Origin of the sequence: Stutzerimonas degradans (genome assembly GCF_024448505.1) — a bacterium.
In the GTDB taxonomy this organism is placed as follows: Bacteria; Pseudomonadota; Gammaproteobacteria; order Pseudomonadales; family Pseudomonadaceae; genus Stutzerimonas; species Stutzerimonas degradans.
On sequence record NZ_JAMOHV010000023.1, the window covers coordinates 1 to 15,295 of the forward strand.

Annotated in this window: 11 protein-coding genes and 1 tRNA gene; all 12 read right to left on the reverse strand. The window is 59.1% G+C overall.

Going from position 1 to position 15,295, the window contains the following annotated elements:
• Positions 1-42: 42 nt before the first annotated feature.
• On the reverse strand, positions 43-2,145 hold the full coding sequence (fusA, locus tag NAV27_RS18965; protein ID WP_102829655.1) for an elongation factor G: 2,103 nt from the start codon (positions 2,143-2,145) through the stop codon (positions 43-45).
• A 30-nt stretch (positions 2,146-2,175) separates the two neighbouring features.
• The gene (gene rpsG, locus NAV27_RS18970; RefSeq protein ID WP_003291415.1) at positions 2,176-2,646 is read right to left on the reverse strand and encodes a 30S ribosomal protein S7; all 471 of its coding nucleotides are present in this window, start codon (positions 2,644-2,646) and stop codon (positions 2,176-2,178) included.
• 94 nt (positions 2,647-2,740) lie between these two features.
• Positions 2,741-3,112: a 30S ribosomal protein S12 gene (rpsL, locus tag NAV27_RS18975; protein ID WP_003291416.1), complete on the reverse strand. Its 372-nt coding sequence runs from the start codon at positions 3,110-3,112 to the stop codon at positions 2,741-2,743.
• A gap of 138 nt (positions 3,113-3,250) precedes the next feature.
• The gene (gene rpoC / locus NAV27_RS18980; protein ID WP_008567604.1) at positions 3,251-7,450 is read right to left on the reverse strand and encodes a DNA-directed RNA polymerase subunit beta'; all 4,200 of its coding nucleotides are present in this window, start codon (positions 7,448-7,450) and stop codon (positions 3,251-3,253) included.
• A gap of 64 nt (positions 7,451-7,514) precedes the next feature.
• On the reverse strand, positions 7,515-11,585 hold the full coding sequence (gene rpoB, locus NAV27_RS18985) for a DNA-directed RNA polymerase subunit beta (protein WP_102829654.1): 4,071 nt from the start codon (positions 11,583-11,585) through the stop codon (positions 7,515-7,517).
• 215 nt (positions 11,586-11,800) lie between these two features.
• Positions 11,801-12,169 carry a 50S ribosomal protein L7/L12 gene (rplL, locus tag NAV27_RS18990; RefSeq protein WP_003297700.1) on the reverse strand — a complete coding sequence of 123 codons (369 nt, stop codon included), beginning with the start codon at positions 12,167-12,169 and terminating at the stop codon, positions 11,801-11,803.
• A 73-nt stretch (positions 12,170-12,242) separates the two neighbouring features.
• The gene (gene rplJ / locus NAV27_RS18995; RefSeq protein WP_003291420.1) at positions 12,243-12,743 is read right to left on the reverse strand and encodes a 50S ribosomal protein L10; all 501 of its coding nucleotides are present in this window, start codon (positions 12,741-12,743) and stop codon (positions 12,243-12,245) included.
• A gap of 203 nt (positions 12,744-12,946) precedes the next feature.
• Positions 12,947-13,642 (reverse strand): 50S ribosomal protein L1, encoded by a 696-nt coding sequence (gene rplA / locus NAV27_RS19000; RefSeq protein WP_102829653.1) that lies wholly within the window; start codon positions 13,640-13,642, stop codon positions 12,947-12,949.
• On the reverse strand, positions 13,642-14,073 hold the full coding sequence (gene rplK / locus NAV27_RS19005) for a 50S ribosomal protein L11 (protein WP_003291423.1): 432 nt from the start codon (positions 14,071-14,073) through the stop codon (positions 13,642-13,644). Before rplK ends, rplA begins: the two co-directional genes overlap by 1 nt.
• A 110-nt stretch (positions 14,074-14,183) precedes the next feature.
• Positions 14,184-14,717 carry a transcription termination/antitermination protein NusG gene (gene nusG, locus NAV27_RS19010; RefSeq protein WP_003291424.1) on the reverse strand — a complete coding sequence of 178 codons (534 nt, stop codon included), beginning with the start codon at positions 14,715-14,717 and terminating at the stop codon, positions 14,184-14,186.
• Positions 14,718-14,727: 10 nt separating this feature from the next.
• Complete coding sequence (gene secE, locus NAV27_RS19015; RefSeq protein ID WP_008567599.1) at positions 14,728-15,096, reverse strand: preprotein translocase subunit SecE; 369 nt, start codon at positions 15,094-15,096, stop codon at positions 14,728-14,730.
• A 43-nt stretch (positions 15,097-15,139) separates the two neighbouring features.
• Positions 15,140-15,215: transfer RNA gene (locus NAV27_RS19020), tRNA-Trp, on the reverse strand.
• Positions 15,216-15,295 lie beyond the last annotated feature (80 nt).

Sequence of the window (15,295 nt, forward strand, 5' to 3'; positions counted from 1 at the left end):
TTCCTTAGCCACGACAGTAAACCTCTTACTTAAAGGGCTGAATCAACCTTGTTTTTTGACAATAGCTTCGACGATGTTCGACGGAGCCTCGGAGTACTTGGAGAATTCCATGGAGTAGCTCGCGCGCCCCTGGGACATGGAACGCACGTCAGTTGCATAGCCGAACATCTCGCCCAGCGGCACTTCCGCACGAATAACCTTGCCCGATACGGAATCTTCCATACCCTGGATCAGACCGCGACGACGGTTCAGGTCACCCATCACATCGCCCATGTAGTCTTCAGGAGTCACTACCTCGACCTTCATGATCGGCTCGAGCAGTACCGCGCCACCCTTCTGAGAGAGCTGCTTGGTCGCCATGGAAGCGGCGATCTTGAACGCCATTTCGTTGGAGTCGACATCGTGGTAGGAACCATCGAACACGGTCGCCTTCAGGCCGAGCAGCGGATAGCCGGCGAGAACACCGTTCTTCATCTGCTCTTCGATGCCCTTCTGGATAGCCGGGATGTATTCCTTCGGAACCACACCACCAACGACTTCGTTCTTGAACTCCAGACCTTCCTGACCTTCGTCGGAGGGTTCGAAGCGGATCCAGCAATGACCGAACTGGCCACGACCGCCGGACTGACGAACGAACTTGCCTTCGATCTCGCACTTGTTGCGAATCATCTCGCGATAGGCAACCTGCGGCTTACCGATGTTGGCCTCGACGTTGAACTCGCGACGCATACGGTCAACGATGATGTCCAGGTGCAATTCACCCATACCACCGATGATGGTCTGACCGGTTTCCTCATCAGTCCGCACACGGAAGGACGGATCTTCCTGAGCCAGACGACCCAGCGCAACACCCATCTTTTCCTGGTCGGCCTTGGTCTTCGGCTCGACGGCAACGTGAATCACCGGCTCCGGGAAGTCCATACGCTCGAGGATAATCGGCTTGTCGATGTCACACAGGGTGTCACCCGTGGTGACGTCCTTCATGCCAATCAGCGCCGCGATATCACCAGCACGCACTTCCTTGATCTCTTCGCGCTGGTTGGCGTGCATCTGCACCATACGACCCACGCGCTCTTTCTTACCCTTCACCGAGTTGATGACGGAGTCACCGGAACTCAACACGCCCGAATACACCCGAGCAAACGTCAGGGTACCGACGAACGGGTCAGTCGCGATCTTGAATGCAAGCGCCGAGAACGGAGCATCATCGGAAGCCTCACGCTCGTCGGTCTTTTCCTCGTCATCCGGGTTGACACCCTGAATCGGCGGAATGTCGGTCGGCGCTGGCAGGAAGTCGATCACCGCATCCAGAACCAGGGGAACGCCCTTGTTCTTGAACGAGGAACCCAGAACAGCCGGAACGATCTCACAGGCGATGGTGCGCTGACGCAGACCAGCCTTGATCTCTTCGAGGGACAGATCACCCTCTTCCAGATACTTGTTCATCAGCTCTTCGTTGGCTTCGGCAGCCGCCTCAACCAGGTTGGAGCGATATTCCTCAGCCTGAGCCTGCAGCTCCGCAGGGATCTCTTCCTCACGGAAGGTCATGCCCTTGTCGTCTTCGTTCCAGTAGATAGCCTTCATCTTGAGCAGGTCGACCTGCCCGACGAAGTTCTCCTCGGAACCGATCTGCAGCTGCAGCGGTACCGGGGTATGCCCCAGACGCTTCTTGATCTGCTCGACGACACGAATAAAGTTTGCGCCCTGGCGGTCCATCTTGTTCACGTAGACGATACGCGGCACACCGTACTTGTTGGCCTGACGCCATACGGTTTCGGACTGCGGCTCCACACCGGAAGTACCACAGAACACCACGACGGCGCCGTCAAGCACGCGCAGCGAACGCTCCACTTCAATGGTGAAGTCCACGTGACCGGGGGTGTCGATAACGTTTACGCGATGGCTCTTGTACTGCTTCTCTGAGCCCTGCCAAAACGCAGTAACAGCTGCCGAGGTAATGGTAATACCACGCTCCTGCTCCTGAACCATCCAATCGGTGGTGGAGGCGCCGTCATGGGTCTCACCCATTTTGTGGTTGACACCGGTATAGAACAGCACGCGCTCGGTGGTAGTGGTTTTACCCGCATCCACGTGCGCACAAATACCGATGTTACGGTAGAGATTGATCGGTGTTGTACGAGCCATAAAGCCCTCGCAAAGTTGTTTTCGCTGAAATTAGAAGCGGTAGTGCGAGAAGGCCTTGTTAGCCTCAGCCATACGGTGCACGTCTTCACGCTTCTTCACGGCAGCGCCTTTGCCTTCGAACGCATCCAGCAATTCACCAGCGAGACGCAGCGCCATGGATTTTTCGCCACGCTTGCGGGCGGCATCTACCAGCCAGCGCATGGCCAGCGCGTTGCGACGGGACGGACGAACCTCGACCGGAACCTGGTAAGTCGCACCACCTACGCGGCGGGACTTCACTTCGACCAGCGGAGCGATGGCGTCGAGTGCTTTTTCGAAGATTTCCAGGGGGTCGCCATTCTTGCGCTCTTTGACCTTGTCCAGAGCACCATAAACGATACGCTCGGCAACAGCTTTTTTGCCGCTCTCCATCACGTGGTTCATGAACTTGGCCAGGATCAGACTTCCGTACTTCGGATCGTCCAGAATCTCGCGCTTGGCCGCTACACGACGTCTTGGCATTGATAAGCCCTCAAAACGGTCTTCAGGTTAGCTCGGGACGGTGACAGAGCACGCCCGACCTTACTCTTATCGACTCAAATAAATAGAAATATGCTTACTTCGGACGCTTGGCGCCGTACTTGGAACGACCCTGCTTACGGTCTTTGACACCCGAGGTATCCAGCGAACCGCGCACGGTGTGGTAACGCACACCCGGAAGGTCCTTGACGCGACCGCCACGGATCAGCACAACGCTGTGCTCTTGCAGGTTATGGCCTTCACCGCCGATGTACGAGGCGACTTCGAAGCCATTGGTCAGACGAACACGGCACACTTTACGCAGTGCGGAGTTCGGTTTCTTCGGCGTGGTGGTGTACACACGGGTGCACACGCCACGGCGTTGCGGGCAGTTTTGCAGCGCAGGGACGTCGCTCTTTTCGACGACGCGCTTACGCGGCTGACGTACCAGCTGGTTGATAGTTGCCATCTACTAGCTCCACTGTTGTCTTTCGACACAAACGAAAAATGGCAGGGCGCAAAGCCCCGCCAAATTAGGGGTACGAGAGTCTAAAGAGCTTCTCGCACACCGTCAAGGCAGCCCCCGACTCGCGTCGGGGCCTGGCACTCAGTTGCCGCTGGAGTTCAGCGCCTCGGTCAGCGCCGCTTCGACCTCATCGGCACTCACGCGGACCGGCTTGTCGGCATCACGCTTGCGCTTGCGCTCGCTGTGATAGGCCAGACCGGTACCGGCCGGGATCAGACGACCCACGACCACGTTTTCCTTCAGGCCGCGCAGGTAATCGCGCTTGCCGGTAACGGCCGCCTCGGTCAGTACCCGCGTAGTCTCCTGGAAGGAGGCTGCGGAGATGAACGATTCGGTCGACAGCGAGGCCTTGGTGATACCCAGCAGGACGCGCACGTACTTGGCGACGAACTTGTCCTCTTCACTCAGACGCTCGTTCTCTTCCAGCACCTGAGTCAGCTCCATCTGGTCACCCTTGATGAAACTGGAATCGCCCGACTCGGTGATCTCGACCTTGCGCAGCATCTGCCGCAGGATGGTCTCGATGTGCTTGTCGTTGATCTTCACACCCTGCAGGCGGTAGACGTCCTGGATCTCGTTGACGATGTACTTGGCCAGCGCGCTGACGCCCAGCAGGCGCAGGATATCGTGCGGGTTGCTCGGACCGTCGGAGATCACCTCACCCTTGTTCACCTGTTCGCCTTCGAAGACGTTGAGGTGACGCCACTTCGGAATCAACTCCTCATAAGGATCGCTGCCATCGGTCGGCGTGATGACCAGACGACGCTTGCCCTTGGTCTCCTTGCCGAAGCTGATGGTGCCGCTGATTTCCGCGAGGATCGAAGGCTCCTTCGGACGACGCGCTTCAAACAGGTCAGCCACACGCGGCAGACCACCGGTGATGTCGCGGGTCTTGGAAGTCTCCTGCGGGATACGTGCAATGACGTCGCCCACACTCACTTCGGCGCCATCGGCCACACCGACCAAGGCGTTGGCCGGCAGGAAGTACTGCGCTGGAACGTCGGTACCCGGCAGCAGCAGGTCCTTGCCATTCGCGTCGACCAGCTTGACCGCCGGACGGATATCCTTGCCAGCGGCCGGACGGTCCTTCGGATCCATCACCTCAATGTTGGTCAGACCGGTGAGTTCGTCGGTCTGACGCTTGATGGTGATGTTCTCCTCCATGCCGACGAAGGTCACGATACCCTTCATTTCGGTCACGATCGGATGGGTGTGCGGATCCCACTTGGCGACTACCGAGCCCGCATCGACCTTGTCACCTTCCTTGATGGAGATGACGGCGCCGTACGGCAGCTTGTAGCGCTCGCGCTCGCGACCGAAGTCGTCGGCCACTGCCAGCTCGCCGGAGCGGGAAACCGCCACCAGTGCACCGTCGGTACGCTCGACATGCTTCAGGTTGTGCAGGCGGATAGTACCGCCGTTCTTCACCAGCACGTTGTCGACGGCCGAAGTCCGGCTCGCCGCACCACCGATGTGGAACGTACGCATGGTCAGCTGGGTACCCGGCTCACCGATGGACTGCGCGGCGATGACACCCACCGCCTCGCCGATGTTGACCTGATGCCCGCGGGCCAGATCGCGACCGTAGCACTTGGCGCAGATGCCATAACGCGTCTCACAGCTGATCGGCGAACGCACGATCACTTCATCGATGCTGTTCAGCTCGATGAAATCGACCCACTGCTCATCAATCAGGGTACCGGCCGGCACCAGAATCTCTTCGGTACCCGGCTTGAGTACGTCACGTGCGATCACTCGACCGAGCACGCGCTCACCCAGCGGCTCGACCACGTCGCCACCCTCGATGTGCGGCGTCATGTGCAGGCCTTGCTCGGTACCGCAGTCGATCTCGGTCACCACCAGATCCTGCGCGACGTCGACCAGACGACGGGTCAGGTAACCGGAGTTGGCGGTCTTCAGTGCAGTATCCGCCAGACCCTTACGGGCACCGTGGGTCGAGATGAAGTACTGCAGTACGTTCAGACCTTCACGGAAGTTCGCGGTGATCGGCGTCTCGATGATGGAACCGTCCGGCTTGGCCATCAGGCCGCGCATACCGGCAAGCTGGCGAATCTGTGCCGCGGAGCCCCGCGCACCGGAGTCGGCCATCATGTACATCGAGTTGAAGGAATCCTGCTCGACTTCCTTGCCCTCGCGGTCAATGACCTTCTCTTTCGAGAGGTTGGCCATCATCGCCTTGGACACTTCGTCGTTGGCCTTGGACCAGAGGTCGATCACCTTGTTGTACTTCTCGCCCTGGGTTACCAGGCCGGAGGCGTACTGGCTCTCGATCTCCTTCACTTCCTCGGTAGCGGCATCGATGATGCGCGCCTTCTCGTCCGGGATGACGAAGTCGTTCACGCCAATGGAAACGCCGGAAATCGTCGAGTAGGCGAAACCGGTGTACATCAGCTGGTCGGCAAAGATAACGGTGTCCTTCAGACCTACCGTGCGATAGCACAGGTTGATCAGCTTGGAGATCGCCTTCTTCTTCATCGGCTGGTTGACCACGTCGAACGACAGGCCGGCCGGCACGATCTGGAACAGCAGTGCACGGCCCACGGTGGTGTCGACGATGCGCACATTGTTGGCAACGCTGCCATCGCGCTCCTTGACGGTCTCGTGGATACGCACCTTGATCCGTGCGTGCAGCGAGGCTTCACCGGCACGGAACACGCGGTCGACTTCCTGCAAGTCAGCGAACACGCGACCTTCGCCCTTGGCATTGATGGCTTCGCGGGTCATGTAGTACAGACCCAGAACCACGTCCTGCGACGGCACGATGATCGGCTCACCGTTGGCCGGCGAAAGGATGTTGTTGGTCGACATCATCAGCGCGCGAGCTTCCAACTGAGCTTCCAGCGTCAGCGGTACGTGCACGGCCATCTGGTCACCGTCGAAGTCGGCGTTATACGCCGCACAAACCAGCGGGTGCAGCTGGATCGCCTTGCCTTCGATCAGCACCGGTTCGAACGCCTGGATACCCAGACGGTGCAGCGTCGGCGCACGGTTGAGCAGCACGGGATGTTCGCGGATGACTTCGGCGAGCACGTCCCAAACCTCGGGAAGCTCGCGCTCGACCATCTTCTTGGCGGCCTTGATGGTGGTCGCCATGCCGCGCATTTCCAGCTTGCCGAAAATGAACGGCTTGAACAGCTCTAGCGCCATCTTCTTCGGCAGACCGCACTGATGCAGACGCAGGGTCGGACCGACAGTGATCACCGAACGGCCAGAGTAATCCACGCGCTTGCCCAGCAGGTTCTGACGGAAACGCCCCTGCTTGCCCTTGATCATGTCGGCCAGGGATTTCAGCGGGCGCTTGTTGGAACCGGTGATGGCACGACCGCGACGGCCGTTGTCCAGCAGCGCGTCGACCGCTTCCTGCAGCATGCGCTTCTCGTTGCGCACGATGATGTCCGGCGCGGACAGATCGAGCAGGCGCTTGAGGCGGTTGTTACGGTTGATGACACGGCGATACAGATCGTTCAGATCCGACGTCGCGAAACGGCCACCATCCAGCGGAACCAGCGGACGCAGGTCCGGCGGCAGTACCGGCAGCACGGTCAGCACCATCCACTCAGGCAGGTTGCCCGAGCCATGGAAAGCTTCCATCAGCTTGAGGCGCTTGGACAGCTTCTTGATCTTGGTTTCCGAGTTGGTCTGCGGGATTTCCTCGCGCAGGCGGCCAATCTCGTGCTCCAGGTCGATTTCGTGCAGCAGCTCGCGCACGGCTTCAGCGCCCATGCGGGCATCGAAGTCGTCACCGAACTCTTCGAGGGCTTCGAAGTACTGTTCGTCGTTCAGCAGCTGACCTTTTTCCAGAGTGGTCATGCCCGGATCGATGACCACGTAGCTCTCGAAATAGAGCACGCGCTCGATATCACGCAGGGTCATGTCCAGCAGCAGGCCGATACGGGACGGCAGCGACTTCAGGAACCAAATGTGGGCAACCGGCGAGGCCAGTTCGATGTGCGCCATGCGCTCGCGGCGCACCTTGGCCAGCGCGACTTCCACGCCGCACTTCTCGCAGATCACGCCACGATGCTTGAGGCGCTTGTACTTGCCGCACAGGCACTCGTAGTCCTTCACCGGGCCGAAGATCTTGGCGCAGAACAGGCCATCGCGCTCCGGCTTGAAGGTACGGTAGTTGATGGTCTCCGGCTTCTTCACTTCACCGAAGGACCAGGAACGGATCATCTCGGGCGATGCCAGGGCAATCTTGATGGCATCGAACTCTTCGATTTGACCCTGGTTTTTCAACAGATTCAGCAAGTCTTTCAAGGCCTTTCCTCCTCACGGACCTGCGGCAGCCGGCTCTCGCCGGTGCCGCGTAGGCGGTGCGTGGTTATTCGGTTTCCAGATCGATATCGATACCGAGCGAGCGGATTTCTTTGATCAGCACGTTGAAGGATTCCGGCATGCCGGCCTCCATGCGGTGATCGCCGTCCACGATGTTCTTGTACATCTTGGTCCGCCCGTTCACGTCGTCCGACTTGACCGTGAGCATTTCCTGCAGGGTGTACGCGGCGCCGTAGGCTTCCAGCGCCCAGACCTCCATCTCCCCGAATCGCTGACCACCGAACTGCGCCTTACCACCCAGCGGCTGCTGGGTAACCAGGCTGTAGGAACCGGTGGAACGCGCGTGCATCTTGTCGTCGACCAGGTGGTTCAGCTTGAGCATGTACATGTAGCCGACGGTCGTGGTGCGCTCGAACTTGTTACCCGTGCGTCCGTCGAACAGCTGCATCTGGCCGCTTTCCGGCAGATCGGCCAGCTTGAGCATGGCCTTGATCTCGCGCTCCTTGGCACCGTCGAACACCGGGGTGGCCATCGGCACGCCCTTGCGCAGGTTGTTTGCCAGATCCAGGACTTCCTGATCGTTCAGCTCATCCAGGCTCTCCTGACGACCGCCGATCTCGTTGTAGATCTCGTGCAGGAACTTGCGCAGCTCGGCAACCTTGCGCTGCTCTTCCAGCATCAGGTTGATCTTCTCGCCCAGCCCCTTGGCCGCGAGGCCAAGGTGAGTTTCGAGGATCTGGCCGACGTTCATACGCGACGGCACACCCAGCGGGTTGAGGACGATGTCGACCGGAGTACCGTTGGCGTCATGCGGCATGTCCTCGACCGGCATGATCACCGAGACCACACCTTTGTTACCGTGGCGACCGGCCATCTTGTCACCCGGCTGGATGCGGCGCTTGATGGCTAAGTAGACCTTGACGATCTTCAGCACGCCCGGCGCCAGGTCGTCGCCCTGCTGCAGCTTGCGTTTCTTGTCTTCGAACTTGTCGTCGAGCAGCTGACGGCGATCGGAGAGGTAGGCCTGCGCCTTCTCCAACTGCTCGTTCAGCGCGTCTTCAGCCATGCGCAGCTTGAACCACTGACCGTGCTCGAGCCCATCCAGTGTTTCGTCGGTGATGACGGTGCCTTTCTTCAGGCCGGCTCCGCCTTCGGCAGTCGCGCCGACCAAGGCCGAACGCAGCCGCTCGAAAGTCGCACCTTCGACGATGCGGAACTCCTCGTTGAGGTCCTTGCGGATCTCGTCAAGCTGCATCTTCTCGATGGCCAGGGCACGGGAGTCGCGCTCCACGCCGTCACGGATGAACACTTGCACGTCGATGACAGTGCCCTTGGTGCCGGTCGGCACGCGAAGGGAGGTGTCCTTAACATCGCTGGCCTTCTCACCAAAGATCGCGCGCAGCAGTTTCTCTTCCGGGGTCAGTTGGGTCTCGCCTTTCGGCGTGACCTTGCCCACCAGGATGTCACCCGGGCCGACTTCGGCACCGACATAGACGATGCCTGCCTCGTCCAGCTTGTTCAGCGCGGCCTCACCCACGTTGGGAATATCCGCGGTGATTTCCTCTGGGCCGAGCTTGGTATCACGCGATACGCAGGTCAGTTCCTGGATATGGATGGTGGTAAACCGGTCTTCCTGAACCACACGCTCCGACAGGAGGATGGAGTCCTCGAAGTTGTAGCCGTTCCAGGGCATGAACGCGACGCGCATGTTCTGCCCCAGAGCCAGCTCGCCCATGTCGGTAGACGGACCGTCGGCCATGATGTCGCCACGCTCGACCACATCACCCTTGCTGACCAGCGGACGCTGGTTGATGCAGGTGTTCTGGTTGGAGCGGGTGTACTTGGTCAGGTTGTAGATGTCGACACCGGCTTCGCCGGTCTCGACTTCTGCATCATGCACACGCACGACAATCCGGCTGGCGTCGACCGAATCGATCACGCCACCACGGCGGGCGACCACGCAGACGCCGGAGTCGCGCGCCACGTTGCGCTCCATCCCGGTACCTACCAGCGGCTTATCCGAACGCAGAGTCGGTACGGCCTGACGCTGCATGTTGGAGCCCATGAGGGCGCGGTTGGCGTCGTCGTGCTCAAGGAACGGGATCAGCGATGCAGCGACGGAAACCACCTGTTTGGGCGATACGTCCATCAGCGTGACGTCTTCCGGCGCCTTGACGGTGAATTCGTTCAAATGACGCACGGCAACCAGTTCGTCGACCAGCTTGCGGCCATCCAGCTTGGCGCTGGCCTGGGCGATTACGTGGTCAGCCTCTTCGATGGCCGAGAGGAACACGATCTCGTCGGTGACTTCGCCTTCCTTGACCACACGGTACGGGCTTTCCAGGAAACCGTACTGGTTGGTGCGGGCGTAGGCGGCCAGCGAGTTGATCAGACCGATGTTCGGACCTTCAGGAGTTTCGATCGGGCAAACGCGACCGTAGTGGGTCGGGTGCACGTCACGCACTTCGAAGCCGGCACGCTCACGGGTCAGACCGCCCGGGCCGAGTGCGGAGACGCGGCGCTTGTGGGTGATCTCCGAGAGCGGGTTGTTCTGGTCCATGAACTGCGAGAGCTGGCTGGAACCGAAGAACTCCTTCACCGCCGCCGCGACAGGCTTGGCGTTGATCAGATCCTGCGGCATCAGGCCTTCGCTTTCGGCCATCGACAGACGTTCCTTGACCGCCCGCTCGACGCGCACCAGGCCGACGCGGAACTGGTTCTCGGCCATTTCGCCGACACAACGCACGCGACGGTTACCCAGGTGGTCGATGTCATCGACGATGCCCTTGCCGTTACGGATATCGACCAGGGTCTTGAGCACCGCGACGATATCTTCGCGACTGAGTACGCCGGAACCTTCGATCTCGGTACGACCGATACGACGGTTGAACTTCATCCGACCGACTGCCGACAGGTCGTAGCGTTCGGACGCGAAGAACAGGTTGTTGAACAGGGTCTCGGCGGCATCCTTGGTTGGCGGCTCGCCAGGACGCATCATGCGGTAGATCTCGACCAGCGCTTCCAACTGGTTGGTGGTCGAGTCGATCTTCAGCGTGTCGGAAATGAACGGGCCACAGTCGATATCGTTGGTGTACAGCGTTTCGAAACGCACCACCTGAGCCTTGACGATCTTCGCCATGACATCGACGGTCAGCTCGGTATTGCACTCGGCGATGATCTCGCCGGTGGCCGGATGCACAACGGCCTTGGCCACCGTACGGCCCAGCACATAGTCCATCGGCATCTCGAGTTCCTTGATGCCGGACTTGTCGAGCTGATTGATGTGACGCGCGGTGATGCGACGACCCTGCTCGACGATGACCTTACCGTTTTCATCCTTGATATCGAAGGCAGCGATCTCGCCGCGCAGACGCTGCGGAACCAGCTCGAGCGCCAGGGTCTCGCCCTTCACATGGAAAACGTTGGTGTCATAGAACGCATCGAGGATTTCCTCGGTGCTGTAGTTCAGCGCGCGCAGCAGTACGGACGCCGGCAGCTTGCGGCGACGGTCGATACGCACGAACACGGCGTCCTTCGGATCGAACTCGAAGTCCAGCCAGGAACCGCGGTAGGGAATGATCCGCGCGGAGTACAGCAGCTTGCCGGAGCTGTGCGTCTTGCCACGGTCGTGATCGAAGAACACACCCGGCGAGCGGTGCAACTGGGAAACGATAACGCGCTCGGTACCGTTGATGATGAAGGTACCGTTCTCGGTCATCAGGGGGATTTCCCCCATGTAGACTTCCTGCTCCTTGATGTCCTTGATGGCCTTGTTCGACGACTCCTTGTCGAAAATGATCAGGCGCACCTTGACCCGCAGCGGAACCGCGAAGGTCACACCGCGCAACACGCATTCCTTGACGTCGAAAGCCGGCTCGCCGAGGCGGTAGCCGACATACTCCAGCGCTGCATTGCCGGAGTAGCTGATAATCGGGAAAACGGATTTGAAGGCTGCATGCAAGCCAATGTCGCGGAACTGATCTTTGGTCGCTCCCGCCTGCAGGAATTCGCGATACGAATCCAGCTGGATGGCCAAAAGATACGGCACGTCCATCACGTGCGGTAACTTGCTAAAGTCCTTGCGGATACGTTTTTTCTCAGTGTATGAGTAAGCCATCAGCGTTCCCCAGCTTGGTCACCTGCTTGTGGCCTCTCCCGACGGGAGCTGCCAGAAAATCTTGCGAACCCTTGATTCGCTCCACCCGACGGGGTGGCTCTTTCCGCGAAAGACAGCTCATCGCCAGTCTTTCAGAACGGAAAAAGGCCGGTGGCAAGAGCCACCAGCCGTCAGCCTTGCGCGGAGCGCTTCGGCTGTAGACGCAAGGTCGTCGCTTACTTGAGCTCGACTTTCGCGCCAGCTTCTTCCAGAGCCTTCTTGGCAGCTTCGGCTTCCTCTTTGGAAACGCCTTCCTTGACCACGCCTGGGGCGCCGTCAACAACAGCCTTGGCTTCTTTCAGGCCCAGGCCGGTCAGCTCGCGAACTGCTTTGATCACGTTCACTTTTTTGTCGCCAGCTTCGGCCAGGACGATGGTGAACTCGGTCTGCTCTTCAACAGCGGCAGCAGCCGGGCCAGCAGCAGCGACGGTAGCGGCAGCAGCGGTAACGCCGAACTTCTCTTCCATTGCCTTGATCAGTTCAACAACCTGCATCACGGACATTTCGGAAACGGCGTTGATGATGTCTTCGTTGGTCAGAGCCATGACTCTAATTCCTGTATTGAGGTGACGGCCTGCGGCCATCTAATTCATTAAGAAGTCGAAAGCGCAGCTTGCCTTAGGCAGCGGCGGCTTCCTTCTGGTCGCGAACGGCCGCCAGAGTACGAGCCAGCTTGCTGGTAGCGCCTTGGATCACGCTCATCAGCTGCGAAATGGCTTCGTCGTAGGTCGGCAGGGTTGCCAGTACGTCGATCTGATTGGCTGCGAGGAACTGACCCTCGAACGCAGCGGCCTTGATCTCGAACTTATCCTGACCCTTGGCAAACTCCTTGAAGATACGAGCGGCAGCGCCCGGATGCTCGTTGGAGAATGCAATCAGGGTCGGGCCTTTGAACACGTCGTTGAGCACGTCGAACTGAGTGCCTTCAACAGCGCGCTTGAGCAGGGTATTACGTACGACACGCACATAAACGCCAGCTTCGCGGGCCTCTTTACGGAGTCCGGTCATGGCCCCCACGGTCACGCCACGGGCATCAGCCACGACAGCGGACAGGGCAGCATTGGCAGCCTCGTTGACTTCAGCGACGATGGCCTTCTTGTCTTCGAGTTTGATTGCCACGGGTTTACTCCTGGATGTTACCGGTTCATCCGGTCGAAACCGGACGGGTTTTGGTGTCTGATTCGGTACGAATCGGGAGCACCTCTGCGTAGGCTGAAGGATCACTCCTTCGTTTAAGGCTTACGCCGCCTACGGTCTTGGATAGCCCCCGCCAGGCAGGGACCCCAATCTTGCCGACCCCACCGCAGCAGGGTCGTATTGCCTCACGCCTCGAGGGAGGCCTGATCGATGACCAGACCCGGACCCATGGTGGTGCTCAGGGTCACGCGCTTGACGTAGATACCTTTGGAAGTAGAGGGCTTCAGACGCTTCAGGTCCGAGAGCAACGCCTCGACGTTCTGCTTCAGCTGGCCAGCTTCAAACCCAACCTTGCCAACGGAGGTATGGATGATGCCGTTCTTGTCGGTACGGAAGCGCACCTGACCAGCCTTGGCATTTTTGACCGCAGTGGCGACATCAGCAGTAACGGTGCCGACTTTCGGGTTCGGCATCAGGCCACGCGGCCCGAGCACCTGACCCAACTGACCAACGACGCGCATGGCATCGGGCGAAGCAATGACGACGTCATAGTTCAGGTCGCCACCCTTCATTTCGGCAGCAAGCTCGTCCATACCAACGCGATCGGCACCGGCAGCAAGTGCGGCTTCGGCGCCGGGACCTTGGGTGAATACAGCCACGCGAACGGTCTTACCAGTGCCGTTCGGCAGGACGGTAGCACCGCGCACGACTTGGTCGGATTTGCGCGGGTCAACACCGAGGTTGATGGCGATATCGAAGGACTCGGTGAATTTCACCGCGGACAGTTCGGACAAGAGCTTGGCAGCATCTTCGAAAGCGTACTGCTTGCCGGCCTCGATCTTCTCGGCAATGGCCTTCTGGCGCTTAGTCAACTTAGCCATTACACACCCTCCACATTCAGGCCCATGCTGCGGGCAGAGCCAGCGATGGTACGCACGGCCGCCTCAAGATCAGCAGCGGTCAGATCAGCGTTCTTGGTTTTCGCGATCTCTTCCAGCTGCGCACGAGTCACGGTGCCGACCTTCTGGGTGTTAGGACGCGCAGAGCCGCTAGTCACGCCGGCGGCCTTCTTCAGCAGGACAGCAGCCGGAGTGCTCTTTGTTTCGAACGTAAAGCTGCGATCACTGTATACAGTGATGATCACCGGAGTCGGCAGACCAGGCTCTTGGCCCTGGGTACGAGCGTTGAACGCCTTGCAGAACTCCATAATGTTTACGCCGTGCTGGCCCAGCGCAGGACCTACCGGCGGCGACGGATTGGCCTGACCGGCCTTTACCTGAAGCTTGATATAAGCTTGAATCTTCTTAGCCATAAATACTCCGTTACGGGTGATAGCGCCTTGCGGCTCCCCCATGCGACTTGTTTATCCCAGTGACGAAAAAACCCCGCAGCCGACAGCTGCGGGGTATGGGATTCTTTCAGTTAGACCTTCTCGACCTGACTGAACTCCAGCTCTACGGGAGTAGAGCGACCAAAAATAAGCACAGCAACTTGAATGCGGCTTTTTTCGTAATTAACTTCTTCGACTACGCCATTGAAATCAGCAAAAGGACCGTCCGCAACACGCACGACCTCTCCCGGCTCGAACAGCGTCTTCGGCTTCGGCTTGTCACCGCTATCGGCGACCCGACGCAGAATAGCCTCAGCCTCTTTGTCGGTGATGGGCGCCGGCTTATCGGCCGTACCACCGATAAAGCCCATGACTCGAGGAGTGTCCTTGACCAAGTGCCAAGTACCCTCGTTCATCTCCATCTGAACCAGCACATAACCCGGAAAGAACTTGCGCTCACTCTTGCGCTTCTGGCCGTTTCGCATTTCGACCACTTCCTCGGTCGGAACCAGGATCTCGCCAAAGTCCTCTTCCATGCCAGCAAGCTTCACACGCTCAATCAGGGAGCGCATCACATGCTTCTCGTAACCCGAGTAAGCATGCACAACATACCAACGCTTAGCCACGAGAAATCCTTTAACCTACGATCATGGAAACCAGCCAGCCGAGCAAGGAATCCAAACCCCACAACAGCAACGCCATAACCAGAACAACCGCAACCACAATCAAAGTGGTCTGCGTTGTTTCCTGGCGAGTCGGCCAAACAACTTTCCGAATTTCGACACGAGCCTCCTTCAACAGAACGAAGAAAGCCTGCCCCTTGACCGTCTGCAACGCAAGCAAGCCCGCGATCACTGCAACGACCAGCAATGCCAACACCCGATAAAGAATCGGCTCAGCGGAATAATATTGATTACCAACAACGGCAACGACCACCAAAGCAGCCACAACAAGCCACTTCACCAGATCGAAGCGCGTGTCTTTGGCTTCAGCTTTGATATTCATCTGCTAGAACCTTGCAAAAGATTGCCAAATCCGACACCGAATTTGGCAGGCCAGGAGGGAATCGAACCCCCAACCTGCGGTTTTGGAGACCGCCGCTCTGCCAATTGAGCTACTGGCCTAGAAAGAGTCAGGCCGACTATTATGCCGACCTGCTACAGACAGATCAATCGTTATTCGACGATCTTGGCAACCACGCCAG

Bases quoted from the DNA above. Each gene is read 5' to 3' on its own strand.
- fusA (WP_102829655.1), bottom strand. From the start codon at position 2,145: ATGGCTCGTACAACACCGATCAATCTCTACCGTAACATCGGTATTTGT.
- rpsG (WP_003291415.1), bottom strand. From the start codon at position 2,646: ATGCCAAGACGTCGTGTAGCGGCCAAGCGCGAGATTCTGGACGATCCG.
- rpsL (WP_003291416.1), bottom strand. From the start codon at position 3,112: ATGGCAACTATCAACCAGCTGGTACGTCAGCCGCGTAAGCGCGTCGTC.
- rpoB (WP_102829654.1), bottom strand. From the start codon at position 11,585: ATGGCTTACTCATACACTGAGAAAAAACGTATCCGCAAGGACTTTAGC.
- rplL (WP_003297700.1), bottom strand. From the start codon at position 12,169: ATGGCTCTGACCAACGAAGACATCATCAACGCCGTTTCCGAAATGTCC.
- rplA (WP_102829653.1), bottom strand. From the start codon at position 13,642: ATGGCTAAGTTGACTAAGCGCCAGAAGGCCATTGCCGAGAAGATCGAG.
- rplK (WP_003291423.1), bottom strand. From the start codon at position 14,073: ATGGCTAAGAAGATTCAAGCTTATATCAAGCTTCAGGTAAAGGCCGGT.
- secE (WP_008567599.1), bottom strand. From the start codon at position 15,096: ATGAATATCAAAGCTGAAGCCAAAGACACGCGCTTCGATCTGGTGAAG.